At 69.1% G+C, this 24,715-nt stretch carries 23 protein-coding genes; 6 read left to right on the top strand and 17 right to left on the bottom strand.

Features of this window, described 5'->3' with window-relative positions:
• Positions 1-803 (bottom strand): prephenate dehydratase (locus RIF93_RS07425; protein ID WP_309089933.1); only part of this gene is annotated, 803 nt, incomplete at its 3' end.
• Entirely contained in the window at positions 796-1,545 is a 750-nt protein-coding gene (locus RIF93_RS07420) for a 3-deoxy-manno-octulosonate cytidylyltransferase (protein WP_309089931.1), read from the bottom strand. The genes RIF93_RS07425 and RIF93_RS07420, both read right to left, overlap by 8 nt.
• A 135-nt stretch (positions 1,546-1,680) precedes the next feature.
• Here RIF93_RS07420 and RIF93_RS07415 point away from each other — a divergent pair, with 135 nt between their 5' ends.
• On the top strand, positions 1,681-2,445 hold the full coding sequence (locus RIF93_RS07415; RefSeq protein ID WP_309089929.1) for a cytochrome c family protein: 765 nt from the start codon (positions 1,681-1,683) through the stop codon (positions 2,443-2,445).
• A gap of 157 nt (positions 2,446-2,602) precedes the next feature.
• On the opposite strand, the gene RIF93_RS07410 is transcribed toward RIF93_RS07415, so the two are convergent.
• The 5 genes from RIF93_RS07410 to RIF93_RS07390 all read right to left on the bottom strand — a co-directional run bounded on the left by RIF93_RS07410 (position 2,603) and on the right by RIF93_RS07390 (position 7,311).
• A complete protein-coding gene (locus tag RIF93_RS07410; RefSeq protein WP_309089927.1) occupies positions 2,603-3,427 on the bottom strand; it encodes a C40 family peptidase in 825 nt (274 codons plus the stop codon).
• Positions 3,424-4,800 (bottom strand): leucyl aminopeptidase family protein, encoded by a 1,377-nt coding sequence (locus tag RIF93_RS07405; protein WP_309089925.1) that lies wholly within the window; start codon positions 4,798-4,800, stop codon positions 3,424-3,426. Before RIF93_RS07405 ends, RIF93_RS07410 begins: the two co-directional genes overlap by 4 nt.
• A 36-nt stretch (positions 4,801-4,836) precedes the next feature.
• Entirely contained in the window at positions 4,837-5,355 is a 519-nt protein-coding gene (locus tag RIF93_RS07400; protein ID WP_309089923.1) for a prepilin peptidase, read from the bottom strand.
• 91 nt (positions 5,356-5,446) lie between these two features.
• The gene (locus RIF93_RS07395) at positions 5,447-5,617 is read right to left on the bottom strand and encodes a Flp family type IVb pilin (RefSeq protein WP_309089921.1); all 171 of its coding nucleotides are present in this window, start codon (positions 5,615-5,617) and stop codon (positions 5,447-5,449) included.
• Positions 5,618-5,835: 218 nt separating this feature from the next.
• Positions 5,836-7,311, bottom strand: coding sequence for an MFS transporter (locus RIF93_RS07390; RefSeq protein WP_309089919.1), 1,476 nt, complete (start codon positions 7,309-7,311; stop codon positions 5,836-5,838).
• Positions 7,312-7,582: 271 nt separating this feature from the next.
• Between RIF93_RS07390 and RIF93_RS07385 the strand changes: the two genes are divergently transcribed.
• Entirely contained in the window at positions 7,583-9,046 is a 1,464-nt protein-coding gene (locus RIF93_RS07385; RefSeq protein WP_309089917.1) for a M10 family metallopeptidase C-terminal domain-containing protein, read from the top strand.
• 1 nt (position 9,047) lies between these two features.
• Here RIF93_RS07385 and RIF93_RS07380 read toward each other — a convergent pair whose 3' ends face one another.
• From RIF93_RS07380 to RIF93_RS07360, 5 genes are all read right to left on the bottom strand, one after another.
• A complete protein-coding gene (locus RIF93_RS07380; RefSeq protein ID WP_309089915.1) occupies positions 9,048-10,676 on the bottom strand; it encodes an ABC-F family ATP-binding cassette domain-containing protein in 1,629 nt (542 codons plus the stop codon).
• 84 nt (positions 10,677-10,760) lie between these two features.
• Positions 10,761-12,989: an ATP-binding protein gene (locus RIF93_RS07375; protein ID WP_309089913.1), complete on the bottom strand. Its 2,229-nt coding sequence runs from the start codon at positions 12,987-12,989 to the stop codon at positions 10,761-10,763.
• A 35-nt stretch (positions 12,990-13,024) separates the two neighbouring features.
• Positions 13,025-13,660: an MEDS domain-containing protein gene (locus tag RIF93_RS07370; RefSeq protein WP_309089911.1), complete on the bottom strand. Its 636-nt coding sequence runs from the start codon at positions 13,658-13,660 to the stop codon at positions 13,025-13,027.
• Between the two features lie 245 nt (positions 13,661-13,905).
• Positions 13,906-14,679: a tyrosine-protein phosphatase gene (locus RIF93_RS07365; RefSeq protein ID WP_309089910.1), complete on the bottom strand. Its 774-nt coding sequence runs from the start codon at positions 14,677-14,679 to the stop codon at positions 13,906-13,908.
• Positions 14,676-16,124, bottom strand: coding sequence for an AMP nucleosidase (locus RIF93_RS07360; RefSeq protein WP_309089908.1), 1,449 nt, complete (start codon positions 16,122-16,124; stop codon positions 14,676-14,678). The genes RIF93_RS07365 and RIF93_RS07360 overlap by 4 nt, the downstream gene beginning before the upstream one ends.
• 113 nt (positions 16,125-16,237) lie before the next feature.
• On the opposite strand from RIF93_RS07360, the gene RIF93_RS07355 reads away from it, so the two are divergent.
• From RIF93_RS07355 to htpX, 3 genes are all read left to right on the top strand, one after another.
• Positions 16,238-17,488, top strand: coding sequence for a dicarboxylate/amino acid:cation symporter (locus tag RIF93_RS07355; RefSeq protein ID WP_309089906.1), 1,251 nt, complete (start codon positions 16,238-16,240; stop codon positions 17,486-17,488).
• A gap of 175 nt (positions 17,489-17,663) precedes the next feature.
• On the top strand, positions 17,664-19,016 hold the full coding sequence (locus RIF93_RS07350) for a bifunctional diguanylate cyclase/phosphodiesterase (RefSeq protein WP_309089904.1): 1,353 nt from the start codon (positions 17,664-17,666) through the stop codon (positions 19,014-19,016).
• Positions 19,017-19,235: 219 nt separating this feature from the next.
• Positions 19,236-20,186 (top strand): zinc metalloprotease HtpX, encoded by a 951-nt coding sequence (gene htpX, locus RIF93_RS07345; RefSeq protein WP_309089902.1) that lies wholly within the window; start codon positions 19,236-19,238, stop codon positions 20,184-20,186.
• On the opposite strand, the gene minE is transcribed toward htpX, so the two are convergent.
• The 5 genes from minE to RIF93_RS07320 all read right to left on the bottom strand — a co-directional run bounded on the left by minE (position 20,183) and on the right by RIF93_RS07320 (position 24,039).
• Positions 20,183-20,443, bottom strand: coding sequence for a cell division topological specificity factor MinE (gene minE, locus RIF93_RS07340; RefSeq protein ID WP_309089900.1), 261 nt, complete (start codon positions 20,441-20,443; stop codon positions 20,183-20,185). The two genes, htpX and minE, sit on opposite strands and share 4 nt — an antisense overlap.
• The gene (gene minD, locus RIF93_RS07335) at positions 20,440-21,264 is read right to left on the bottom strand and encodes a septum site-determining protein MinD (RefSeq protein ID WP_309089898.1); all 825 of its coding nucleotides are present in this window, start codon (positions 21,262-21,264) and stop codon (positions 20,440-20,442) included. The genes minE and minD overlap by 4 nt, the downstream gene beginning before the upstream one ends.
• Before the next feature lie 27 nt (positions 21,265-21,291).
• On the bottom strand, positions 21,292-22,002 hold the full coding sequence (gene minC, locus RIF93_RS07330; protein WP_309089896.1) for a septum site-determining protein MinC: 711 nt from the start codon (positions 22,000-22,002) through the stop codon (positions 21,292-21,294).
• Positions 22,003-22,133: 131 nt separating this feature from the next.
• The gene (locus RIF93_RS07325; protein WP_309089894.1) at positions 22,134-22,346 is read right to left on the bottom strand and encodes a DUF2945 domain-containing protein; all 213 of its coding nucleotides are present in this window, start codon (positions 22,344-22,346) and stop codon (positions 22,134-22,136) included.
• Between the two features lie 640 nt (positions 22,347-22,986).
• Positions 22,987-24,039: a ribonucleotide-diphosphate reductase subunit beta gene (locus RIF93_RS07320; protein ID WP_309089893.1), complete on the bottom strand. Its 1,053-nt coding sequence runs from the start codon at positions 24,037-24,039 to the stop codon at positions 22,987-22,989.
• Positions 24,040-24,143: 104 nt separating this feature from the next.
• Here RIF93_RS07320 and RIF93_RS07315 point away from each other — a divergent pair.
• Positions 24,144-24,715: glutathione S-transferase family protein (locus RIF93_RS07315; RefSeq protein WP_309089891.1), on the top strand; the 572-nt coding region annotated here is incomplete at its 3' end.

The following is a 24,715-nucleotide window of genomic DNA, read 5'->3' as shown; positions in this document are numbered from 1 at the left end:
ATCTCGAACTTCTCGGAGAAGAACCGCAGTTCCTCGAAGGCGCGCGCGACGCCGATGTCCTCAGGCCGGCCGTCGACCTCGGCATAGAAGAAGGTGGCCGTGAAGGCGCCGTTCTCCATGTAGCTCTCGAGCTTCGTCATGTTGACGCCGTTGGTCGCGAACCCGCCCAGCGCCTTGTAGAGCGCCGCCGGCAGGTTCTTCACCCGGAAGATGAAGCTGGTGACGCACGGCGCGGTGAACGGCGGCGCCGGCGGGTCCTTCTCCGCCGTCATCACCAGGAAGCGCGTCGTGTTGTTGTGCTCGTCCTCGAGGTCCCGGACCAGGATCTCCAGGCCGTAGAGCTCGGCGCACAGGGCGGGGCTGACCGCCGCCTTGGTGGGGTCCGGATGCTCGGCCAGCTCCTTGGCCGCGCCCGCCGTGTCGCCCGCCGACTGAGTCTTCAGCTTCAGCCGCCGGAGCGTCTTGCGGCACTGGCCCAGAGCGATCGGCATCGAGACCGCGGTCGTCACCTGCTCCAGGGTCACGCCGGGGTTTGCCATCAGCTGGAAGTGGATCGGCTTGAACCGCTCGCCGATGATCTTCAGGCCCGAGGACGGCAGCAGGTGGTGCACGTCGGCCACGCGGCCGGCGATCGAGTTCTCGACCGGGATCATGCCCAGCTGGCAGTCGCCCGACTTCACCGCCTCGAAGGCGTCCTCGAAGCTCGCGTGCGGAACGGGCTCGTAGTCGGGGAAGTAGGTCGAGCAGGCCTCATGGCTGTTGGCGCCCAGCTCGCCCTGGAAGGCGATGCGTCCCTTACCCATGAGGTCCCCCGATGGTGTCTGCGAACCGGCGCGCGGCGTCGAGATCGGCCGGCGTGTCGACGGAGATGGGCGCGGCGTCCGCCACCGTCGCCCAGATGGAAAGACCCAGCTCCAGCGCCCGCAGCTGCTCCAGCTTCTCGCGGGTCTCGAGCGGGGACGGCGGGGCGGCGTTGAACCGCCGCAGCGCTTCGCGCCGGTAGCCATAGATGCCGATGTGCCGCCAGACCGGCTGGTCGCCGTAGAGCGTCGAGCGGGTGAAGTAGAGGGCGCGGCCGCTGCGGCCGCCCGCCGGCAGCGACAGGATCGCCTTCACCACGTCGGGATTGGCCCGGTCGGCTGGCGAGGCCTCGGGGGCCACGACCGTGGCGATGTCGCACTCCGGCTGTTCGGCCAGCAGGCCGGCGCAGGCCGTGACCACCCCCGGACTCACGAACGGCATGTCGCCCTGCAGGTTGATGACCACGTCGCGCTCGCCGTGCGGGTCCAGCGCGTCCAGCGCCGCCAGGATCCGGTCCGAGCCCGACGGCAGCTCCGGGTCGGTCAGCACCGCCCGGCCGCCGGCCGCGCGCACCGCTTCGACGATCTCGGCGTCACCCGCCGCCACGGCCACGGGACCGGCCCCCGCCGCCTCGGCCTGACGCAGCACCCGCACGATCATTGGCATACCGCCGATGTCCGCCAGGGGCTTTCCCGGCAGGCGTGTCGCGGCCATTCGCGCGGGGATCAGGACGATGGGGTTCATGCCGATGGGGGGGTCATACCTGGGCGGTTGCGCGAGCGCCGGTAGCGTGTAAGAGAGCCGCACGCAACAAGGGGCGGGATTCCCGCGCGTACGCTGGCGGGGTCCGCTGGCCGAAGAGAGGCGTTTCTAAGGACTATGAGCGACCTGACGTTCAACAAAGTCGCCGGCGCGGTTCTGGCGACGGGTCTGGCCATCGTGGGCCTTCGGGAAGTCTCGAAAGGCGTCTTCGCGCCCCACCCGCCCGAGAAGATGGGCTACCTGATCGAGGTCGCCGAGGAGACCGAGGCCGGCGGCGGCGGCGCCGAAGCCCCGATCGACTGGGGCACGGTGCTGCCGACGGCCAACGTGGCCGCCGGCGAGGCTGCCTTCGCCAAGTGCGTCTCCTGCCACACCATCGCCGCCGGCGGTCCCAACGGCACCGGCCCGAACCTGTATGGCGTGCTCGGCCGCAAGCCCGGCGCCCACGCCGGCTATGCCTATTCGCCGGCCATGGTCGAGTTCGGCGCCCAGCACCCGGTGTGGGACTACGAACAGCTCGACGCCTTCCTGAAGGCGCCGCAGAAGCACATCTCCGGCACCAAGATGACCTTCGTCGGCCTGAAGAAGGCCGAGGACCGCATCAACATGATGGCCTACCTGCGGGCCCAGGGCGGCACGCTGCCGATCCCGGCGCCGAACCCGGCCGCCGCCGCGGCGCCGGCTCCGGGTCCGGAAGGTGTCCCGGCCGAAGGCGCGGCCGCCGCGGGCGAGCCTACCGCCACCGGTTCCACCGCCACGCCGCAGACCACCTCGGGCGGCCCGGCCGGCCAGGGCGCGGGCGCCGTGGCCCCGGGCGCGGTCACCCAGCAGAAGGGCGCCAGCGCCGCTTCGCCGACCGCCTCCGGCAACAGCCGCCAGTAACCGGCCTTCCTTCTCCCCTTGCGGGAGAAGGTGTCGCCCGCAGGGTGACGGATGAGGGGTCGCACCGAGAGAGATCGGGCGGCCCTTCCTCATGTCTGCGAATGCCGCGACCGGCTCGGCAGGCCACCTTCTCCCGCAGGGAAGAAGGCACGCGCGCCTACATCACCCGCCGATAGCCCGTCGGCGCGCCGTAGGCCGGGCGGGCGATGGTCTCGGTCAGGGGCTCGACCACCGTCAGCATGTGGGTGGCGTTGGCGTGCACGATCCGGCCCTCACCCACGCCCATGGCCACGTGGCCCTTCCAGAACACCAGGTCGCCGCGGCCGAACTCTTCGGCCGTGATCTCGCGCCCGAGCTCCTGCTGCTGGTCGGTGTCGCGGGGACAGGCCAGGCCGCAGGCGAACAGCGCCTGCTGCACCAGACCCGAGCAGTCCAGGCCGATGCTCTCGCGTCCGCCCCACAGGTACGGCGCCCCGACGAACCGCAGGGCCACCGCCGCCGGGTCGTCCTCGAACACGCCCACAGGGACCAGGTGGTCGAAGGTGATCCAGCCCGAGCCGGCGATCTTCGCCAGCCGCCCCTCCTGGGCTTCCACCGTCACCAGGCTGTTCAGCGAGAACGGCCCCAGCGCGCGCGCCTTGATGCTGGGCCCTTCGAACGCATAGGTCCGGATCGCCGCCACCCGGTGCGTCGGCTCGGGGGCGAGCAGGCCGAGGGCCGCCTTCGACACATAGCCGACGTAGCCGTCGCGCCGCGCCTGACCCAGGACGAAGCCGCCGTCCTCCTCCAGAACCTCGAACCGCTCACCGAACAGCAGCTGGTCCATCTGTTCGGAGGCCGCGTCCGGCGCCCGGTGGATGCCGGCGGCCGGCACCGCGCAGCTCATCGGCGTGGGGTCCAGATAGACCTCGGCCGGCTCGACGCCTTCCAGCCAGCGTGCGGCGATCCCGTCGCGGCTGAGGGTCACGCGCGCGTCGCTCATGCGAACCGCTCCCGGATCATGCGGTAGAGGGCGCGGATGGTCTGGGCCTCCGCGCCGGTGGGGACGCCCGGCCGCCCCTTGGGGTTCCAGGCGAAGATGTCGAGGTGGACCCACGGCCCCGGCGGCGCGAACCGCTGCAGGAACAGCGCGGCCGTCACCGAGCCGGCCTGCGCCCAAGCGTCGGGGTCGTTCTTCAGGTCGGCCACGTCGCTATCCAGCGCCTCTGCGTAACTCTTCCACAGCGGCATCCGCCAGACGGGATCGGCCTCGGCGGCGGCGGCCGCCTCGATGTGTGCGGCGAGTTCGTCGTCGTCGGTGTAGAACGGGATCACCTGCGGCCCCAGCGCGATGCGCGCCGCCCCGGTCAGGGTCGCCAGGTCGATGGTCAGCGCCGGCGACAGCTCGCCGGCCCGGGTCAGGGCGTCGGCCAGGATCAGCCGCCCCTCGGCGTCGGTGTTGCCCACCTCGACCGTCAGCCCCTTCCGCGTCGCCAGCACGTCGCCCGGCCGCATGGCGTCGCCCGAGATGGCGTTCTCGACGAGGGGGCAGAGCACGGCCACGCGCACCGGCAGGCCCGCGGCCATGATCATCCGGCCGAGCGCCAGCGCGTGCGCCGCCCCGCCCATGTCCTTCTTCATCAGCCGCATGCCGGCCGAGGGCTTGATGTCGAGGCCGCCGGTGTCGAAGACCACGCCCTTGCCGACGATGGCGACCAGCGGCTTGTCGGCCTCGCCCCAGGCGAGTTCGATCATCCGCGGCGCCCGATCGGGATGCGCCGCCCGGCCGACCGCATGGACGGCCGGATAGTTGGCCTCCAGCAGCCCGTCGCCCGCGATCACCGTCGCCTGGGCGCCGTACTGCTCGGCGATCTCGCGGGCGATGGTCTCGATCTGCCGCGGGCCCATGTCGTTGGCCGGCGTGTTGACCATGTCGCGGGCGAGCGCGCAGGCGTGCGCCACGGCCCTGGCTTCGGCGAGGTCCGCGCCGGGGCACGCCAGCTTCGGCCGCTCGCCGTCGCGGGCCTTGTACCGGTCGAAGCGGTAGCTCCCGAGGGCGAAGTAGAGCGCGATCCGCTCGATGCCGACGCCCTCGGGGGCGGTCTCGAGACGGTAGGTTCCCGCGGGCAGCCGGGCCGGCAGGGCGCGGAACACCGCCGCCTCGGCCTTGGCGCCCAGGCCGAACAGCACGTGGGCCAGGGCGCCGTCCGCGCCCGGGACCAGCAGCGCCTGTCCCGCCCGCCCCTTGAAGTCGGCCGTCGCGGCCAGCGCCTTTTCGAACGGGTCCGCCTCCAGCCGCGCGGCCGCGGCCTCCTCCGACAGCGCGTGGATCGGAACGGCGGGCCCGTCCCAGGTTTCGAGGATCACGTCGGACATGCTGTTCCTCTCGCCGATGCGGGCGAGGCTGGCAATCTAGAGGGCGGCGAGCGGGGCCAGGAAGGGCGAGTGCGGGAAGGCGACCAGCGCGCCCGCGGCGATGGCCAGGCCGTAGGGGGCGCCCTCCTTCGGCTCGGCCAGTCGGACGAACCACGAGGGCCCCAGGACGACCAGCGGGCGCAGCAGCGGCGCGCGCAGCGTGATGAGGCCCAGGCTCAGCGCCCCGCCCACCATCACCGTCGTCAGCACGAACGGCAGGAGCGCGGACGACCCGAGCCACAGCGCCGCTCCCGCCATCAGCTTGGCGTCCCCGCCGCCGATCACCCGCAGGGCGAAGAGCCCCATGCCGAGCGCCAGGGCGCCCAGGCCGACGCCCAGGTGCAGGCCGATCTGGCCGAGCGGCAGGCCGGCGGCGAAGGCGGCGGGCAGGAAGGCCGCGGCCAAGGCCAGCGAGATCCAGTTGGGGATGGTGTAGCTCGTCAGGTCCTTCACGGCGGCCACGATGACCAGAGCCGGAAGCGCGAGCGCCAGCAGGGCGGCGAGGTACGGGATCATGCGCCCATCCTGCCCGCCAGCCGTGAACGAATAGAAAAGGCCCCCGGCGTCGCCGCCGGGGGCCTCATCATGCAGAACTTCGAACGTTGCCTTAGGCCTCGTTGATGGCCTCTTGGATTTCGTCGAACTTCTCGTTCAGGCCCGAGCCGATGAGGCCCAGGGCGGTCACCAGAACCACGGCGATCAGGGCCGCGATCAGGCCATACTCGATGGCCGTGGCGCCCGACTCGTCCTTCATGAAGCGGGTAACGAACTTCGACATGGTCACTCTCCTTGTAGTCCGCGAGCAGACGTTGGGGGGCTTCAAGCTGCGCCTGCTCGCCCCGATTGGCATGACCACAATCGCGTCGTTGGCTTAATTGGCAGTAAATACAGCAAGTACTTGCGCGAATATTCTATGGTTTACTGCTATTCAGCATTTATATCGGTTAACCACACCCGCGAAAACGCGCAATTCCTTCAAGGAAATCAAGCAGGGGCTCAGGCTGCCTCGCGCTCCAGCCGCCCGCCGCCGCGGACGAAAAAGAGTCCCGCGAGCCCCACGCCCAGCAACGCAAGGATGGTCGCAAGGCCGCCCTGCTGGGTGCGCGTGAGCTCGGTTCCGAGGTTCACCAGGGTGGGCGCGAGCCAGGCCGTGGCCACCCCGGAGAGCGCGAAGACCCCGAAGAACGCGCCGCTCTGCTCGGCCGGCGTCACCCGCACCAGCATGGTCCGGCTCGACGCGTACTGAGCCGTGATGAACACCGCCGAGAGGAAGCCGAAGCCGACGTAGATCCAGTCGGGCAGGGTCCGGAACACCGGGCCCGACCACAGCGGCGCATGCGCGGCGGCGTCGTAGGGCCAGAAGAACAGGATGCGGTCGGGCGCCATGCCCAGGATGGCCAGCAGGCCCACCATCGAGAACGCGATCTCGATCTGCAGCGCCACGCGGGGGCCAAGCGCCCCGTCCAGCCAGCGGGCGACATAACCGCCCAGCACCGCGAAGACGCTCAGGAGCACGCCGTAGGCCAGCATCTCGAGCGCGCCCCACTTCATCACCCCCACCGCCAGCACCCCGGCGTAGATCAGGATGGCGTTCATGCCGTCGACGAAGAACATCCGCGAGACCAGGTAGACGGCGGCGTCCCGGTGCTGGCCCACGGTGCGCACCATCCGGCCGAGTTCGGCGGCGCCTTCGCGGAACGCGCGCGCCACCGGAATGCCGGTGCGCGGCGCGTCCGGCGTGAACAGGAACAGCGGGATCGAGCCCGAGGCCAAAAGACCCGCCGCCATCAGCGCCACCACCCGCTCGGGCTCGTGCGTCGCCGGATCCAGCCCGAACAGCGGCGCATCGGGCACGAAGCCCCAGTCCACCTTGCCCGGCAGCGCGAAAGCGATCGCCGTGAACGCCAGCGCCCCCACCGAGAACAGATTGCCCAGCGACAATCCCAGACCCGAAGCCTTGTGGGCCGCCCCCAGGCCCGCCGCGCGCACCAACAGCGAGTTGTGCAGCACCTCGGTGTAGACGAACAGCACGCGCGCGAACGCGCCCAGGAACAGCACCGTGGTCAGCGGCAGCGGCCCGCCGGGCCTGGCGAACCACAGCGCCGCGATGGCCGGGACCATCAGGCCCACGCACAGCGCCAGCCAGCCCTTCCGCGGCCCCAGCTTGTCGATCGAGGCGCCAAGGAACGGCGCCGTCAGCATCACCGCCCAGCCGATGTACTGGTCCCAGCGGGAGATGACCGCTTGGCCCGCGACCGGGTCCCCCACCAGCGTCGCCGCGACGTAGGGCATGAAGATGTAGATGGTGACCAGGATGATGAACGGGTCACGCCCGCCTTGGAACACGGCCCACGAGATCCCGCCGCGGTTCAGCCGCCGCCCATGATGGTCCGCCCCGCCGACCGTCGCCGTCACCGGCGGATCGACCACCGCCGCGGGCCCGCGCGCATCCACCGATTCCGGATCGATCATCCCGTCCCCTTTTCGGGCCGCGTCTTCCGGCGGCGCTTCTGCGACACGTTAGACGGCTCCGGCCGCTCCGCAATCATCACTCCGTGATTCACGCGCAGGTGATTGGGCGCGCGGCGCCACGCGAGGGCAGAGTATGTCCAGGCTTCTCTGAGGTCTGTCCCTGAAAGAGCGCCCGTTGCGGTTTGCGGAGGCCGCAGCGGGCGCTGACCTTTCAGTGGTGGAGCATCGCAGCCGTTCGCCGCATACTCCCGACGGCTCGTGGAGTAGCGCCATGCCCGCCCCTGCTCACGCCCTCGAGGCGATCCTGACCGCCCTCCCCGTGAAACTCGACCCGTGGAACGGGACGGCCGGGACGCTGACCATCACCTATGCGTTCGAGGACGCGCAGTCCCCCGAGTTCCTGAAGCTCTACACGGGCTGGAGCGGCTGGACGGCCGATCAGAAGGAGGCCGTGCGCAAGGCGCTGCGCGAGTACGAATCCGTCGTCGACGTGAAGTTCGTAGAGCTCCCGGCCGGGGCGTCCGACCCGATCATCGCCTTCGGGCGGGTGGACGTGGCCTCGGTGGCCGAGACCTGGTGGAAGGTCTCGACGGGGCCAGACGCCAGCGGACAGCCGGTCATCAAGCGCTGGGACGCAGGCGTGGTGTTCGACGACGACGTCGACCTGACCGATCCGGTCCGCCAGTGGCTGATCCTGCACGAGATCGGCCACGCCTTGATGATGAAGCATACGGGGGACTACGACACGACCGGCAAGTCCACGCCGGGTCCCTTCCTGCCGCCGGCCGAGGACAACCGCGACTACACGGTGATGTCGTATATCCGCAACGACGGGGCGGCCAACGCCACCCAGCTCCAGCTGTACGACATCGCCGCCCTGCAGGCCCGCTGGAGCGCCAACACCCAGGAGGCGGCGGGCGACAGCGTCTATGCCTTCGCCGAGGGCCCCGACATCTTCGCCATCTGGGACACCGGGGGGATCGACCGGATCGACGCCAGCGGGGCGGCCGCGGCGGCGGACATCGACCTGGCCGAGGGCGCGTTCTCTCAGCTCGGCGGCCAGAACCGCATCTCGATCGCCTGGGGCGCGCGGATCGAGAACGCCGCCGGCGGCGCGTCGGCCGACCGGCTCCGCGGGAACGACCTGGACAACCGCCTGACCGGCGGCGCGGGCGCCGACACCCTCGAGGGTGGCGCGGGCCTCGACTTCCTGCGCGGCGAGGACGGCGACGACCTGCTCGTCGGCGGCGCCGGCTTCGACGACGCCCACGGCAACATCGGCAACGACACCGTACACGGCGGCGACGGCGACGACTGGGTGGTGGGCGGACAGGGCCAGGACCAGCTGTTCGGCGAAGCCGGCTTCGACATCGTCTACGGCAACCTCGGCCACGATGTCTGCGACGGCGGGGCTGGGGCGGACTGGGTTCGCGGCGGCCAGGGCAACGACGTCGTCCGCGGCGGCGAGGGCGCCGACTGGCTCTGGGGCGACCGCGGCGACGACACCATCAGCGGCGGCGCCGGCGCCGATGACTTCCACGTCCAGGCCTTCTGCGCCCTGGACTACGTCACCGACTTCAGCCTGGCCGATGGCGACCGGGTCTTCGTGGACGGCGGCGCCGGCTACACAATCAGCCTGTGGGGCTCCGACACCGTCATCGATCTCGGGAACGGCGATCGCATGGTGCTCGCCGGCGTGCAGCTCACGCCCGGCGCCTGGCTGGTGACGACCTGAGCTACCCGCCCGGGTGCAGCCCCGGCGCCTCCTGGCCGGTGCGCGCGACATATTCAGTATAGCCGCCGCCGTACTGGTGGACCCCCTCGGGCGTCAGCTCCAGCACGCGGTTCGACAGGGCGCCCAGGAAATGGCGGTCGTGGCTGACGAACAGCATGGTGCCCTCGAAGTCCGCCAGCGCCTGCACCAGCATCTCTTTGGTCGCCATGTCCAGGTGGTTGGTCGGCTCGTCCAGCACCAGCAGGTTCGGCGGGTCGAACAGCATCTTGGCCATGACCAGCCGCGCCTTCTCGCCGCCGGACAGCACCCGGCAAGGCTTCTCGACGTCGTCGCCCGAGAAGCCGAAGCACCCGGCGAGCGTCCGCAGCTGCCCCTGTCCCGCCTGGGGGAAGGAGCCCTCAAGCGACTCGAAGATCGTCTCCTCGCCGTCCAGCAGGTCCATGGAGTGCTGGGCGAAATAGCCCATCTTCACGCTGGCCCCGATGTTGACCGTGCCCTGGTCCGGCTTGGTCGCGCCGGCGACCAGCTTCAGCAGAGTCGACTTGCCGGCTCCGTTGGCGCCCAGCACGCACCAGCGCTCCTTGCGGCGCACCAGGAAGTCGAGGTCCACGTAGATCGGCTGTTCGCCGTACCCCTTGTGGACCTTGCGCAGGCTGATCACGTCGTCGCCCGACCGGGGCGGGCTTGCGAACTCGAACTGCACCGACTGGCGGCGACGCGGCGCCTCGACGCGTTCGATCTTGTCCAGCTTCTTCACCCGGCTCTGCACCTGGGCGGCGTGGCTGGCCCGCGCCTTGAACCGCTCGATGAACTTGATTTCCTTGGCCAACATCGCCTGCTGGCGCTCGTACTGCGCCTGGCGCTGCTGTTCCGAGAGCGCCCGCTGCTGGTCATAGAAGTCGAGGTCGCCCGAATAGGTGACCAGCGAGCCCGCATCGATCTCCACCACCTTGCCGATGATGCGGTTCATAAAGGCGCGGTCGTGCGAGGTCATCAGCAGCGCGCCGTCGTAGTTCTTCAGGAAGGCCTCGAGCCAGATCAGGCTTTCCAGGTCGAGGTGGTTGCTGGGTTCGTCCAGCAGCATGGCGTCGGGGCGCATCAGGAGGATGCGCGCCAGGGCGACGCGCATCTTCCAGCCGCCCGACAACAGCCCGACGTCGCCGTCCATCCGCTCCTGGCTGAAGCTTAAGCCCGCCAGCACCTCGCGCGCGCGGGCTTCCAGCGCATAGCCGTCCAGGTCCTGGAACCGCTCCTGCACCTCGCCATAGCGCTCGACGATGGCGTCCAGCTGGTCCGCCTGGTCGGGATCCACCATGGCGGCCTCGAGCTTGGCCATTTCGGCGGCCAGGGCGCTGATCGGACCCACGCCGTCCATCACCGCGGCGACGGCGCTCTGGCCCGACATCTCCCCGACATCCTGGCTGAAGTAGCCGATGGTCGTGCCGGGATCGATCGCCACCACCCCGTCGTCGGGCTGCTCTTGCCCGGTGATCATGCGGAAGAGCGTCGTCTTGCCGGCGCCGTTCGGGCCGACCAGGCCGACCTTCTCACCCTTCTGGAGGCCCATCGACGCTTCGATGAACAGGATTTGGTGGCCGTTCTGCTTGGAGATGTTGTCGAGGCGGATCATCGGGCGGTCTGCTAGCCCGAGGGCCGCGGCGACGCCAGCCTCAGGCGCCGCGACCGGTCCGCGCGCCGGCGGCGACAGCTCCTCTCAGACCCCAGCCCCCTCAGAGACCGCCGCTCGAAGCACTCTTGTCAGTCCATCCGCAGAGTACGGCTTGTGCAGCAGGGGAAATCCATGAGCGGTGTCCTCAGCCAACACGTGACTGTAGCCGCTGGTCAGAACGATCGGGAGATCGGGCCAACGGCGGCGCACCTGGCGGGCGAAATCCACGCCACCCATCCCCGGCATGACGACGTCGCTGAAGATCACATCGAAACGTGAGGCGTCGTTCTCCAGCAGATCGAGGGCCTCCTGAGCCGAACTGGCAAGCGTCGGCCTGAAGCCTAGGTCCGCCAGGATGCGCTCGGCGAACTCCCGAACGTCGGTGTTGTCTTCGACCACCAGCACGCGTGCGGCGCAGACCGCCCCGCTTCGGTCAGGCGGCGACACGTCTTCGCTGGCTTCCTGATCCGCGGCGGAAGGGAGCAGCATCGTGAAGGACGCGCCCTGTCCGGGTTCGCTTCTAACCTCGACCCGCCCTCCCGATTGGCGGGTGAAACCATAGACTTGGCTGAGCCCCAGGCCCGTTCCCCGGCCGACTTCCTTGGTCGTGAAGAACGGCTCAAACACGCGCTGCAAGTCGTCCGGCGCAATGCCGTGCCCGGTGTCGCTGACCTCGATAGCCACACACGGGCATTCGGTGAGCGCCGGCGAGCTTGCGCTCGGATCGAGGCGCGTCGTGCGGATGGTCAGGCGTCCCTCGCCGTCCATCGCATCCCGGGCGTTGACCGCCATGTTGACCAGGGCCGTTTCGAATTGCGCGGGATCGGCTCGGATGAAGGCCGGCCCGCCATCTTCGATCTCCAGGAGGACACGGGCGCCCAGGACCGTGCGCAACATCTCGGCGATGCCGCGCACCCGCGCCGCGGCGTCGAAGGTCTGCGGCGTCAGGGCCTGCCTGCGTGCAAAAGCAAGAAGCTGGCCGGTCAGCTTGGCGGCGCGATCCGCTGTGTCCGCGATGGCTTCCACGTAGCGTAAGCGCCGCCCTTCGGGCAGATCAGGGCGCCGCAACAGGTCGACCGAGCCGCGGATGACCGTGAGCAGGTTGTTGAAGTCGTGCGCGATCCCGCCGGTGAGCTGCCCGATGGCCTCCATCTTCTGGGCCTGTCGAAGCGCCTCATGCGCAGCCTCGAGCTCGCTCGTGCGCTCGCGGACGCGCTCTTCCAGCGTTTGATTGGCGCGCTGCACCGCCTCGAGGAGGCGCGCGTTGTCCATCGCGATCGCGGCTTGCGAGGCGAGGGCCTCAACCAGCTTCTCGGAGCGCGTGGAGAAAACGCCGGCCTCGGAGTGGGCGAAGAACAACCCGCCAATCACTTCGCCCGACCGGGTGCGAACCGAAGCCGCGAGATAGCTGCGAACCGGCAAATGGCCCTGCGGCATGCCCTTATGAGGCGCATTTTTCCCGTAGCGCGGGTCCTGGGTGATGTCGTCGCTACGTACGGTACCCTGGCCGAGGAACGTCGGCTCGAAGACCATGGTGTTGCGTGGGTGCGGGAAGCCGGCGAACGCCGACTGATCGGCGCCCGAGAGCCGGTAGAGCATGAAGCTGCCGCCGGTCTCGTCCACCTCCTTGTAGAAGAAGGCGCCGAACTGAGCCCCAGTCAGTTTGACCGCCGCATCGATGACGATCTGAACGACCTGGTCGTGATTGAACTCAGCGGCCAATGCGGCGCCGACGCTGTTCAGCGTCTCGAGCGCCCGACCCTCTTCCTGGAGGGATCCGACCAGCCTGGCGTTCTGCACCGCAGCGCCTGCCTGCGTGGCCGCGATGTTGAGCAGCAACTGGTGCGTGGCGGTAGGCGGCGAGTTCGACGGGAATCCCGCGGCGAGGACACCGAATTCGGCCATGTGGCCGATAGGACGCACAGCGACGAGCAATTCGCCAGAACCTCGAGGGTTCGGCAGCCGAAGCAACTCGTCAGGATCGTGGGTCCTGGCCCACTCCATCAGAAGGGGTGCGACCCGATCCGCGAGCTCGGGGCTGCTTTCGTAGCGCCCCGTTTGGGCGACCACCACCGGTGGTTTGGCCGAGTCCGTCACGCAGAGCGCACAGACGAAATCGGGGCCGAGGGTGGTGAAGAGGGCGGCAGCCAAGCTCTCGGTCAGACGGACGCGGTCGGCGCCGAACCAGAGCGCGGGCAGCGTCGAGAGCGCGACGATGTCGCGGAGACATCGCCGAGCTTCCGCCTCATCCTTCAGATCGATCGCCGGAAGCACGTTCTAGGTTCGCTCAGCGTCGCCTTGCGGGAACCTCACGCCATCCGGCTCTTGAGTTCGGCGAGCATCTCGTCGGGAGCCACGTAAAGCGGGTTCTCCTGCAAGACGCCGCCGATGATCACCATGGGGTGAGTGCGAAGGATATCCATCACCACGCTCCCGCTATGCTTGTTGAGGTCGTAGACGCAGACCACGGGATCAGGATAGCGCGGCAGGATGTAATTCAGCTTGGTTTCGTACTCGACGATGTCGGTCACGCCGGGCGCCGACTCCAGCGCCCATTCCATGTTGCCCATCAGGCGCGTCAGGCCGTGCTTCTCGCGGGCGCCCTCGAGAACCTCGATGAGGATGTCGACCATGCGGTCGCCATCGAAATAGCCGTCCTTGAGGTAGGCGTCTTCCCAGTGGCGGATCTCGAGTTGGCCGTCCTCCAGAGCGCCTTCGCAGTCGATCCCAGCAGTCCGGCAAGCGCACAGATGCTCGTCACGCAGGCGGCTGTCGACGATGTGGAAGAGCTTTTCACCTCGATCGTACCCCTCCTTGAAGAAGGGGATCAGGATCTTGTCCTGCTCTTCACGCGAGTTGAAGAAGGCGCAGATGTGCCGAGCCTTTCCCAGCGTGCGGCCCGCTAGCCGAACCGGCTGAGCCGGCGCCGAACTGTCACTGTTCATCGGGGCGATCTTCCGAATGATTGCGTTTGATGCGGTCCCCCGACCTGCGCCCGACCTTCGAACAGCGTTAGCCAATTGTCCAGCCGATCGACGGGAGTTTGCGCCGATCTTCATTCCTGGAAGCTGAATTGTTTGCGACGGGCTGCGCGCGCGGCGCTGGAGCAGAACTTCCCAAGTTTTAGTCCCAACCGTAGCGACGTTCGACGGCCCGCTTCCGCGCCGCCGCCCGCCGTCGGCTCCCCCGCTCAGGCCAACAGCCGCTCGTGGATCTGTTCGCGCAGCGCCGGCGTCAGGCCCAGCGCCTCGTCCAGATAGCCGTCGATGGAGCCATGCTGGGCGCGCATGGCGGCGAAGGCCCGCTCCAGGTATTCGGCCTCGACCCGCATGGCCACGCGGAGCGCTTCGTCGGTAGGCTCGCGCCCGGTCGCCTCCGCGATGGCGGCGCGGATCATGGGCAGCCGCCGCTCGATGCGCTCAGGGTCGTTGGTGAGCAGGTAGTCGGCGACGATGTCGTCCTCGTGCACGCCGGCCACGTGGTGGGTCAGGGCGCACAGGATGCCCGTCCGGTCCTTGCCGGCCGCGCAGTGGACCAGCACCGGCCCTTCCGTGCGGGCCAGGGCCTGGAAGTAGCGGGCGTAGAGGTCGATGTGCCGCTTCGCGTGCGGCGCGCCGTCGTAATAGTCCAGCATGTAGCTGTGGAACGAGGCGGGCGTCAGGTCCGAGCGGGCGATGAACTCGTGCCACTCGTCGGCGTGCTCCTGGCCGATGTCGTTGTCGATCACCTCGGCGGCGAAACCCTCCCAGCGACGGCAGGGGTGGTTCTCCCGCTCGTTCGACCGGCGCAGGTCGACGATCAGCGACAGGCCCAGCGCCGCGAGCTTCGCAAGGTCGGCCTCGGTGGCCTGGGCGTGGTGCGCCGAGCGGTAGAGCAGGCCGCGCTTCAGCCGGCGCGTACCCGCGGCGTAGTCGCCGAAGTCGCGAAAGTTCTCGATACCCTCGAAGGGAAGATGTCGGCTCATCGGAACGGAGGCTCGTCGAAGCTGCGCAGCTTGCGCGAATGGAGGCGGGCGCCTTCCTGGCGAAGCAGGTCGACGGTGGCGAGGCCGATCTGCAGGTGCTGGCCGATCGCCCTTTCGTAGAACGCGTTGGCCTGGCCCGGCAGCTTGATCTCGCCATGCAGCGGCTTGTCCGACACGCACAGCAGCGTTCCGTAGGGCACGCGGAAGCGGTAGCCCTGGGCGGCGATGGTGGCTGACTCCATGTCGATCGCCACGGCCCGGCTCTGGTTGAACCGGATGGCGCTGGTCGAATACCGGAGCTCCCAGTTGCGGTCGTCGGTGGTCACCACCGTGCCGGTGCGCAGCCGCCGCTTCAGCACCTCTCCGGTCTCGCCGGTGACGATCTCGGCGGCGCGGTTGAACGCCACCTGCACCTCCGCGATCGGCGGGATCGGGATCTCGGGCGGCAGCACCCGGTCCAGCACATGGTCGTCGCGCAGGTAGGCGTGCGCCAGGACATAGTCGCCGATGGTCTGGCTGCCGCGCAGCCCGCCGCAGTGGCCGATCATCAGCCAGGCCTGAGGCCGGAGCACCGCCAGGTGGTCGCAGATGGTCTTGGCGTTCGAGGGACCGACGCCGATGTTCACCAGCGTGACCCCTGTGCCGCCCTCGGCCATCAGGTGGTAGGCCGGCATCTGGTGCCGCCGCCACGGCCCCGCCGCGACTACGCCCTCGGGATCGGGGGTCTCGGCCGTGACCGTGATCCGGCCCGGGGCCGACAGCGCCGTGTAGCGGCTGTCGGTCTTCAACTGCTCGGCCGCCCAGCGGACGAATTCGTCGACGTAGCGGTGGTAGTTGGTGAACAGCACGTACTGCTGGACGTGCTCGGCCGGGGTGCCGGTGTAGTGCGCGAGCCTCGCCAGCGAGAAGTCGGTGCGCAACCCGTCGAACAACGCCAGCGGCCGCGGACCGTTGTCGGGGATCAGGAAAGCGCCATCGGCGATCTCGTCGCCGATGTAGGCGAGCTCGGTCGAGGGAAAGTGCCGGGCGATCTCGGCCGCGCCGATATCCGCCAGCGCGATGTCGCGGGCGCCGTCCAGCACATAGGGGAACGGGATCTCCTGCTTCGACCGTCCGACCTCCAGCTCGACGTCGAAATCCTGCTGCAGCAACGACAGCTGCTCGACCAGGTAGTCGCGGAACAGATCCGGGCGGGTGACGGTCACCGCATAGCGGCCCGGCAGGCCCACGCGGGCGAAGGCGCGGCTGATCCGGGGATAGGGCCGGCCCGCCGGCCAGGTCATCCGCAGTTCGGGATAGACGTAGGCGCCGGCGCGCCTGGCGACGGGATCGGGCGGCGGTCCGCCGGCGAGGAAGGATTTCAGGGCTGTCCGGAGCGAGCCGACGCTCGCCTGGTACTCTTGTTCTAGCCGATCAACGATGCCGGCTGCGTCTGTCTTCTTCATCGTCGGGCTTATAGCGGCCCGGTGTGACGGTTGCCAAACCTGGCGCGCGTCGGGCGCTGGACTGGACCCCCGTTCTTGGCGACAAAGGCGCCAACAAGTTCCCCGGGGGCTGAATGAACCGCCTTTTCACCTACCTCATCGTCGGCTCGATGGTGCTCGGCGTCGCTGTCGGCTGGGCCATCAACACGACGATGGCGCCCGAAGCGGCCGCCGCCGTCGCCGGCAACCTCTCCATCATCACCGACATCTTCCTGCGCCTGATCAAGATGATCATCGCGCCGCTGGTCTTCTCGACCCTTGTGGTCGGGATCGCCCACATGGGCGACGCCTCCGAGGTCGGCCGCGTCGGCGTGAAGACCATCGGCTGGTTCATCGTGGCCTCGATCTTCTCGCTGACCCTGGGCCTCGTGATGGTCCACATCCTGCAGCCGGGCGTGGGCATGAACCTCAGTCCGGCGGACACCGCGGTCGCCTCGACCGCCGTCGACATGTCGAAGTTCACCCTGCGCGAGTTCGTCACCCACCTGGTGCCCAGCTCGATCTTCGACGCCATGGCCCGAAACGAGATCCTGCAGATCGTGGTCTTCTCGGTGTTCGTGGGCGTGGCGGTCTCGGCCGTCGATGACCGCGCGCCCCAGGTTCTGGCCCTGGTCGAACAGGTCGCCCAGATCATGCTGAAGGTGACGGGCTATGTGATGAAGACGGCGCCCTTCGCCATCTTCGCCGCCCTCGCCGCCTCGATCGCCACCCGCGGCATCGAGGTGATCTTCACCTACGCCAAGTTCGTCGGCGGCTTCTACCTGTCGCTCGGCATCCTCTGGGCGCTGCTGATCCTGGCTGGCGTGGTCATCGTCGGGCCGCGCATCCTGAAGCTGATCGGCCAGATCCGCGCGCCCACGCTGCTGGCCTTCTCCACCGCCTCGTCCGAGGCCGCCTATCCCCGCACGCTGGAAGAGCTCCAGAAGTGGGGCGTCAGCCGCAAGGTGGCCAGCTTCGTCCTGCCGCTGGGCTACTCGTTCAACCTCGACGGCTCGATGATGTACTGCACTTTCGCGACGCTGTTCATCGCGCAGGTCTATGGCATCGAGCTCTCCATCGCCCAGCAGATCACCATGCTGGCGCTGCTGATGGTGACGTCCAAGGGCATGGCCGGGGTGCCGCGCGCCTCGCTGGTCGTGATCGCCGCCACGCTCACCTTCTTCGACCTGCCCGAGGCCGGCATCGCCCTGATCCTGGCGGTCGACCACCTCCTCGACATGGGCCGCTCGGCCACCAACGTCGTCGGCAACTCCGTCGCCAGCGCCGTCGTCGCCAAGTGGGAGAACCAGATCGAGGAGCCGGCCGCCGAACCGGCCAAGGCCTGACGTTCCGGGGCCCTCCGCCGCGCGCGGAGGGCCCCGCGACAAAACCCTCCGTTAAGCACGCCGCTTAACGGGGCGTTCGCCTCGATGACGCCAAGGTGGGGCCTTCCGTCGAGGTTAGGCAGAACGCCCCACCGTGTCCGACACGCGAAAAAGTCATGCGGAGCTCGCCCGGCGGGTGGCCGCGCTGGAGGCCGAGCGGGCCCTCACCCTGCGGCTGGCGCAGACGGATTCCCTGACCGGCCTCGTCAACCGGGGCGCGTTCACCACCGCGCTCTGCGAACGACTTGAGGCGGCCCGCGCCAGCGGCGGGACCGTCGCGCTGTTCGTCGTCGATCTCGACCGCTTCAAGCACCTCAACGACACACTCGGCCACCATGCCGGCGACCTTCTGCTGGCCGAGCTGGGGGAGCGCCTGCGAAACGACTGCGGTCCCGGCGAGATCGCCGCCCGCCTCGGCGGCGACGAGTTCGCCATCATCTCCGACGCAACCGACGTCGCTCGCCGCGCCCAGCGCCTGGTCCAGGTTGTCTCACAGCAGCAGGTGATCTACGGCCGGCAGGTGTCGCCCGGCGCCTCGGTGGGCGTGGCGGTCTATCCGAACGACGCCGCCCACGCCTCGGACCTGCAGCGTTTCGCCGACATGGCGCTCTATCGCGTGAAGACCGCCGGCGGCCGCCGCTTCTCGATCTTCGACGCCGAGTTGCGCGCCGAGACCGAGCGGCGCCGCACCCTCGAACAGGAACTCCGCCGCGCCATTCCGGCCGGCGAGATCGAGCCGTGGTTCCAGCCCGTCGTCGACAGCCTCTCGGGCGGCGTCGTGGGCGTCGAGGTCCTGGCCCGCTGGAACCATCCCGAGCAGGGCCTGCTATCGCCCGCCGCCTTCGTGCCGATGGCCGAGGAGCTGGGCCTGATCCGCGCCATCGACGAGGCGGTGTTCGACGCCGCCTGCCGCCGGGCCGCCGCCTGGGTCGCCGACGGCCTGATCGAGCTCGTCTCGTGCAACGTCAGCCCGCGCGACCTGCTGGACCCCGGCTTCTCGCGCAAGCTGATCGGCCGGCTCGAGCGCACCGACCTGCCGGCGACGGCGCTCACCGTCGAGATCACCGAGACCTTCCTGGTCCAGGACATGGCGCTCGGCCGCCGCCACATCGAGCGCCTCGCCGCCAAGGGCGTGAAGGTGGCCCTCGACGATTTCGGCACCGGCTACTCCAACCTCCGCGCGCTCATGAACCTGCCGATCCAGACGGTGAAGCTGGACCGCTCGCTGATCGCCGACGTCGGCCGCGATGCGCGCGTCTCCAAGCTGGTGGCCTCGATGCTGCACGCCGCGCGCGCGCTGGGCGTCTCGATCGTCGCCGAAGGCGTGGAGGACGAGGCCCAGGCCCTCTTCCTGCGCTCGACCGGCTGCGACCGCATGCAGGGCTACTTCTTCGCCCGGCCGATGAGCGGCGAGGCCATGGATGCCCAGCTCCGCGCCGCCCGCGCCGAGGCCCCGGCCGAACGCGCCCTGCGCCGAGCTTCCCGCTGACCTGCCTCCCCTGTCGCGAAGACGACGGGGGAGGGGTACCGTTCGCCGAAGAGCGAACGGTGGTGGGGGCGAACCGCCGCACTGCAGAACCCTCGCCCCCTCCACCATCGGCTCTCCGCTGCGCTCGGCCGACGGTCCCCCTCCCCCGCTTTGCGGGTGAGGTAGGAATCCCCATATTGCGCGTGGGGACGTTCCGGACCGCACAGATCCAAAAGGACCATGCGCAACCACCTTCGCACCTTCATGCTGCTGGCCGCGCTCACGGCGCTCTTCATGGGCGTAGGCTATCTGATCGGCGGGCCCACGGGCATGGCCATCGCCTTCGTCTTCGCCGCCGGCATGAACCTCGTCAGCTACTGGAACGCCGACAGGATCGTGCTGCGGATGTACCGCGCCCAGGAGGTCGACCGCGACCATCCCGAGCCGCTGATCCGCAACTACGTGGAAGACACGCTCGAGCTCGCCAACCGCGCCGGCCTGCCCCGGCCGAAGATCTACGTCATCGACCAGGATCAGCCGAACGCCTTCGCCACCGGCCGCGACCCGGCCCACGCCGCCGTCGCCGCCACCCGCGGCCTGCTCACCATGCTGGACCGGCGCGAGATCCGCGGCGTCATGGCTCACGAGCTGGCCCACGTGAAGAACCGCGACACGCTGACGATGACGATCACGGCCACCATCGCCGGCGCCATCTCGGCGCTCGCCAACTTCGCCTTCTTCTTCGGCGGCCGCGACGAGGAAGGCCGCCCGACCGGGATCATCCCGATGATCGTCGTGGCCCTGGTCGCGCCGATGGCGGCCGCCCTCGTCCAGTTCGCGATCAGCCGCGGGCGCGAGTACGAGGCCGACCGGCACGGCGCCGAGATCTCGGGCGATCCCCAGGCGCTGGCCTCGGCGCTCCAGAAGATCGAGGCCTACGCCAAGGGCGGCTACTTCAACCCCGACGCCGAGCGCAATCCGGCCACGGCCCACATGTTCATCATCAACCCGCTGGCCGGCGGACGCGGCGGCGACAATCTCTTCAGCACGCATCCCGCCACCCACAACCGCGTGGCGGCGCTGATGCAGCTGACGGGCGTCGCCGCCGAGGCGATCGTCCAGCCCGCCCGCCGGCGCAGCGGCACGGCCGTCCCGCTCACCGCCGGCCGCAAGAGCCCCTGGAACACCTAGCGAGCCAAGGCCTCGTCGGGCATCTCGATATCGATCTCCAGGGTCGAGACCTGGGCCCCGCGGTCTAGCTTCACCACGACCTTGTCCTGATCGATGGGGATGTGCTTGGCGATCACCGCCAGGATCTCCTTGTGCAGCACGGCGGCGAGATCCGTGCTGCCGGCGCCCACCCGCTCGTGCGCCAGCAGCACCTGCAGCCGGTCGCGGGCCACGGGCGCCGAGCCGCGGTTGCGGGTGAAGAAGTTCAGGAAACTCATGCCGCCGCCCTCCGGCCGAACAGCCGGCTGAACAGCCCAGGCTTCTCCGGCTCGGGCAGCTTCAGCGCCACGTCCTCGCCCAGCAGCCGGCGCGCGGCGTCCGCATAGGCCTTGGCCGCCGGCGAGGCCGGGTTGTTCAGGGTCACCGGACAGCCGACGTTCGAGGCGGTCAGCACGTCGGGGCTCTCGGCCACCACGCCCAGCAGCGGGATGGCCAGGATCTCCAGCACGTCCTCCACCTTCATCATCTCGCCCCGCGCCGCCCGGGCGGCGTCGTAGCGGGTGAGCAGCAGGTGCTTCTCCATCGGCTCGCCCACCTCGGCCTTGCGGGTGCGGGCGTCCAGCATGCCGATGATCCGGTCCGAGTCCCGCACCGACGACACCTCCGGGTTCGTCACCACCACGGCGAGGTCGGCGAACCGCATGGCCATGGTCGCGCCCTTCTCGATCCCGGCCGGGCTGTCGCAGATGATCCAGTCGAAGGTCGCCCGCAACTCGTCGATCACCTTGCCCACGCCGACCTCGGTCAGCGCGTCCTTGTCCCGCGTCTGGGAGGCGGGCAGCAGCCACAGCCCCTCCAGCCGCTTGTCGCGGATCAGGGCCTGGGTCAGCCGCGCGTCGCCCTGCACCACATTGACCAGGTCGAACACCACGCGCCGTTCGGCGCCCATCACCAGGTCGAGGTTCCGCAGGCCGACGTCGAAGTCGACCACCGCCACCCGCTTGCCGGCCTGGGCCAGCGCCGCTCCCAGCGAGGCCGAGGAGGTGGTCTTGCCCACGCCTCCCTTGCCCGAGGTCACAACCAACACCTTGGACGCCATGGCCCTGCTCCTCGTTCTCTTGAATGCTCAGTCGATCTGCGAAAGGGCGAGCGCGCCGCGGTCCAGGCGCACTTCGACGGGGCGGCCGTGCAGCGCAGGCCCCCAGTGCGACCCGCCATCCTGGTTGGGCGTGCGGTACAGGCCGTCGATGCCGACCATCTCGGCCTCCATCCGGCGGCAGAAGATCCGCGCGGCCGCGCCCGCCCGCTGCCCGGCGATGGCGCGTCCGCGCAGGGGGCCGTAGACGTGGATCGAGCCGCCGGCGATCACCTCGGCGCCCGAGCCCACGGCGCCCACGATCGTCACGTCGCCGTCCTCGAACACCACCGATTGCCCCGAGCGCACCGGCCGGTCGATCAGCAGCGAGGCGGCCTTGGGCGGCGCCTCCACCTGGGCTTCCCGCGGAAGATCACGCCCCTGGATGCGCGGCAGCCGCTCCCAGCGGGTGCCGGCCAGCGCCGCGGCGCTCACGCCGTCCACGCCCACCAGCCGCAGGTCCCGTGCCTCCAGCCCTTCAAGCAGGATCGGCGCTGCCTCCGGCCCGCCTTCCGCCACCGCCGCCGACAGGTCGGCGATCACCGGCCGATCGGCGAACACGCCCGCCGCCTCGCGCATCTGGGCGTCCAGGCCTGCGAACCATGCCGACGCCGGCAGCTCGGGCGCCACCACCAGGGCCATGAAGTTCCGCCCGCGGATGCGGAAGCTCGATGCAGGCGCCCTCTCGCTCAGCACGGCCATCGCAAACGCCTCCGCCCTTCCGAAGCGCGCAGATGTCCGGAGCGTCGGCGGCCAAAACTAGGCCCGAACGTGGCCGTCCCCGCCCAAGGTGTCACCAAGCTTGGCCGTAGGGATGGTTCAAGATCGAAGGATCAAGCCTTCCGCAGCTCGGAGGGCTTGTGCGCGGCGACGGCGCCCGTCTTGTCGGACTTCACGATGTATTCGGGATTGTCCTTCGACGCGGCCACCTTGTGCCCCTTGATCTTCGTGGGCGTGGTCTGCTTGCGCACCACCTTGCCCTTAGTAGTCCCCTGGCTGTGGTCCCACTTCACGGCGTCACCCGCCTTGAACGTCTTCTCGGTCATCGCGGCCTCCTGTCAGCGGGCAAGCTGCTGGAGGACGCGGATGTTCCGCCGTTCACCCCCTTCTCCGCTTGCGGGAGAAGGTGTCAGCCGAAGGCTGACGGATGAGGGGTCGCACCGCGCCCCCGCCGCCGTCGCACCGACCCATCTTCAACCCCTCATCCCACCCGCTTCGCGGGCCACCTTCTCCCGCAAGGGGAGAAGTGAGAAAGCCTTCGATCTCACGGCAGCCAATCAGCCTGCGGGTCCGGGCGTCTCAAGGACGCGTGCGCAGCGCGCGCCGCCCCGCGGCCGGCCGGTCCTTGACACGACCGAACCCGGAGCCTCGCATCGGATCGTGAAGTTTGGGGCTCCAACACCATGCTAGAAGCAGACTATTTCGATTGGACGGACGCTCGCGCGGGTACGGGACCCTGCGCCGACGCTCAGTCAGCGATCATGCTTGCAAGGTCTGCGTTGAACGCCAGCGGCATCGACGCGGCGGAGTGGAGGCTCGTGGCTGAGCCCGGCGCCGACCTATGGTTCGTCAGGCCGACGCAGGTAGTGCCCCCTGAGGCGTGTTGCGTCTTGGTCCACGAGCAGACTGGCCAAACGCTGATCGGAGGCTACGCGGCGACAATAATCAAAGAGCAGCTATAGCCCCCTACTCCGCCGGCATCCCCTCCGCCGCGCGCTTGGCCTGCATCCGGTCGAATTCGGCCCAGACGCCTTCCGACCCGTGCCACTGCCCCTTGGTCGCGGCCTTCGAGTATTCCGTTGAGCGGGCCTCGAAGAAGTTGGCGTGCTCCACGCCCGACAGCATCGACTGCAGCCAGGGCAGCGGGTTCTCCTTGATGCCGTAGACGGTGGGCAGCTGCAGCTGCTTCAGCCGCCAGTCGGCGACGAACCGGATGTACTGCTTGATGTCGTCCGGGGTCATGCCCTGGACCTCGCCGGCCTCGAAGGCCAAGTCGATGAACTTGTCCTCCAGGCCTACCACCGTCTTGCAGCAGTCGACGATGTCGTCGCCGACGGCCTTGGTCACCGCGCCGGTCTCCTTGTTGAAGGCGTGGTACAGCTTGATGATGCCTTCGCAGTGCAGGCTCTCGTCCCGCACCGACCAGCTCACGATCTGGCCCATGCCCTTCATCTTGTTGTGGCGCGGGAAGTTCATCAGCATGGCGAAGCTGGCGAACAGCTGCAGCCCCTCGGTGAAGCCGCCGAACATGGCCAGGGTGCGCGCGATGTCGGCTTCGGTGTCGACGCCGAACTGCTGCATGTAGTCATGCTTGTCGCGCATGGCCTGGTAGTCGAGGAAGGCCGTGAACTCGGAATCGGGCATGCCGATCGTCTCGAGCAGCAGGGCGTAGGCCGCGATGTGGACGGTCTCGATGTTCGAGAACGCCGCCAGCATCATCTTCACCTCGGTGGGTTTGAAGACGCGGCTGTAGCGCTCCATGTAGTTGTCGTTCACCTCGACGTCCGACTGGGTGAAGAACCGGAAGATCTGGGTCAGCAGGTTGCGCTCGCGGTCGTTCAGCTTGACCGCCCAGTCCTTCAGGTCCTCGCCCAGCGGCACCTCTTCGGGCATCCAGTGGACCTGCTGCTGGCGGCGCCAGAACTCGAAGGCCCACGGATACCGGAACGGCTTGTAGGCGAACGAAGGGGTCATCAGGCCCGGCAGGCTCTTGCCGTTCGGAGTGATAATGCCGCTCATTTGAGTCCGTCCTGCCCCAGGTGTTTCGACTGAAAGGTGACGCAACATCTTGTGGGCGTAAAGTGCGACAGACGCCGCATCTAGAGTTTTCCACGAGGTTGTGAATGACTGGGGATTATCTTGTGTACGGCGGCCAGGGCTCGGGCTCGGTGCCTGTCGAAGCCGCGCTGACGCTGATCGGCGCGCCCTACCGGGTGATCGAGCGCCGGGTGTGGGAGGACAAGGCGGCGGCCAAGGAGATGGCCCGCATCAATCCGCTGCGGCAGGTGCCGGCGCTGGTGCTGCCCACCGGCGAGCTGATGACGGAAAGCGCCGCCATCCTGATCCACCTGGCCGAGAGCCACCCGGCCGCGGGCCTCTCGCCGCCGCTCGAATCGCCGCTCAGGCCCCGGTTCCTGCGCTGGATGAGCTACATCGCCACCCAGATCTACGCCCTCTACTGGATCCGCGACGACGTCAGCCGGCTGGCGGCCGACGAGGAGCACGGCCCCGTGATCCTGGAGCGCACCGCACAACGCATCCTCGACTGCTGGCGGATGATGGACGCCCAGGTGAAGCCGGTCGGCGGCTTCATGCTGGGCGACGGGATCAGCGTGCTGGACCTCTACATGGCGGTCGCCTCGCGCTGGGGTCCCCGCCGCATGGGCTTCTACGAGGTCGCCCCCGGTCTGGCGCC

It is taken from the genome of Phenylobacterium sp. (genome assembly GCF_031181185.1).
In the GTDB taxonomy this organism is placed as follows: domain Bacteria; phylum Pseudomonadota; class Alphaproteobacteria; order Caulobacterales; family Caulobacteraceae; genus Phenylobacterium.
The sequence above is the reverse complement of the archived record's forward strand: the minus strand, read 5'-3'. Positions and strand labels throughout refer to the sequence as shown.

Excerpts from the sequence above, each read along its gene's own strand:
- RIF93_RS07365 (WP_309089910.1), bottom strand. The coding sequence starts at position 14,679 with ATGAGCCGACATCTTCCCTTCGAGGGTATCGAGAACTTTCGCGACTTC.
- RIF93_RS07320 (WP_309089893.1), bottom strand. The coding sequence starts at position 24,039 with ATGAGCGGCATTATCACTCCGAACGGCAAGAGCCTGCCGGGCCTGATG.
- RIF93_RS07380 (WP_309089915.1), bottom strand. The coding sequence starts at position 10,676 with ATGATCCGCCTCGACAACATCTCCAAGCAGAACGGCCACCAAATCCTG.
- minE (WP_309089900.1), bottom strand. The coding sequence starts at position 20,443 with ATGAGTTTCCTGAACTTCTTCACCCGCAACCGCGGCTCGGCGCCCGTG.
- minC (WP_309089896.1), bottom strand. The coding sequence starts at position 22,002 with ATGGCCGTGCTGAGCGAGAGGGCGCCTGCATCGAGCTTCCGCATCCGC.
- RIF93_RS07390 (WP_309089919.1), bottom strand. The coding sequence starts at position 7,311 with ATGATCGATCCGGAATCGGTGGATGCGCGCGGGCCCGCGGCGGTGGTC.
- RIF93_RS07400 (WP_309089923.1), bottom strand. The coding sequence starts at position 5,355 with ATGATCCCGTACCTCGCCGCCCTGCTGGCGCTCGCGCTTCCGGCTCTG.
- RIF93_RS07395 (WP_309089921.1), bottom strand. The coding sequence starts at position 5,617 with ATGTCGAAGTTCGTTACCCGCTTCATGAAGGACGAGTCGGGCGCCACG.
- RIF93_RS07415 (WP_309089929.1), top strand. The coding sequence starts at position 1,681 with ATGAGCGACCTGACGTTCAACAAAGTCGCCGGCGCGGTTCTGGCGACG.
- RIF93_RS07355 (WP_309089906.1), top strand. The coding sequence starts at position 16,238 with ATGAACCGCCTTTTCACCTACCTCATCGTCGGCTCGATGGTGCTCGGC.
- RIF93_RS07410 (WP_309089927.1), bottom strand. The coding sequence starts at position 3,427 with ATGAGCGACGCGCGCGTGACCCTCAGCCGCGACGGGATCGCCGCACGC.
- htpX (WP_309089902.1), top strand. The coding sequence starts at position 19,236 with ATGCGCAACCACCTTCGCACCTTCATGCTGCTGGCCGCGCTCACGGCG.
- minD (WP_309089898.1), bottom strand. The coding sequence starts at position 21,264 with ATGGCGTCCAAGGTGTTGGTTGTGACCTCGGGCAAGGGAGGCGTGGGC.
- RIF93_RS07370 (WP_309089911.1), bottom strand. The coding sequence starts at position 13,660 with ATGAACAGTGACAGTTCGGCGCCGGCTCAGCCGGTTCGGCTAGCGGGC.
- RIF93_RS07405 (WP_309089925.1), bottom strand. The coding sequence starts at position 4,800 with ATGTCCGACGTGATCCTCGAAACCTGGGACGGGCCCGCCGTTCCGATC.
- RIF93_RS07420 (WP_309089931.1), bottom strand. The coding sequence starts at position 1,545 with ATGAACCCCATCGTCCTGATCCCCGCGCGAATGGCCGCGACACGCCTG.
- RIF93_RS07360 (WP_309089908.1), bottom strand. The coding sequence starts at position 16,124 with ATGAAGAAGACAGACGCAGCCGGCATCGTTGATCGGCTAGAACAAGAG.
- RIF93_RS07325 (WP_309089894.1), bottom strand. The coding sequence starts at position 22,346 with ATGACCGAGAAGACGTTCAAGGCGGGTGACGCCGTGAAGTGGGACCAC.
- RIF93_RS07385 (WP_309089917.1), top strand. The coding sequence starts at position 7,583 with ATGCCCGCCCCTGCTCACGCCCTCGAGGCGATCCTGACCGCCCTCCCC.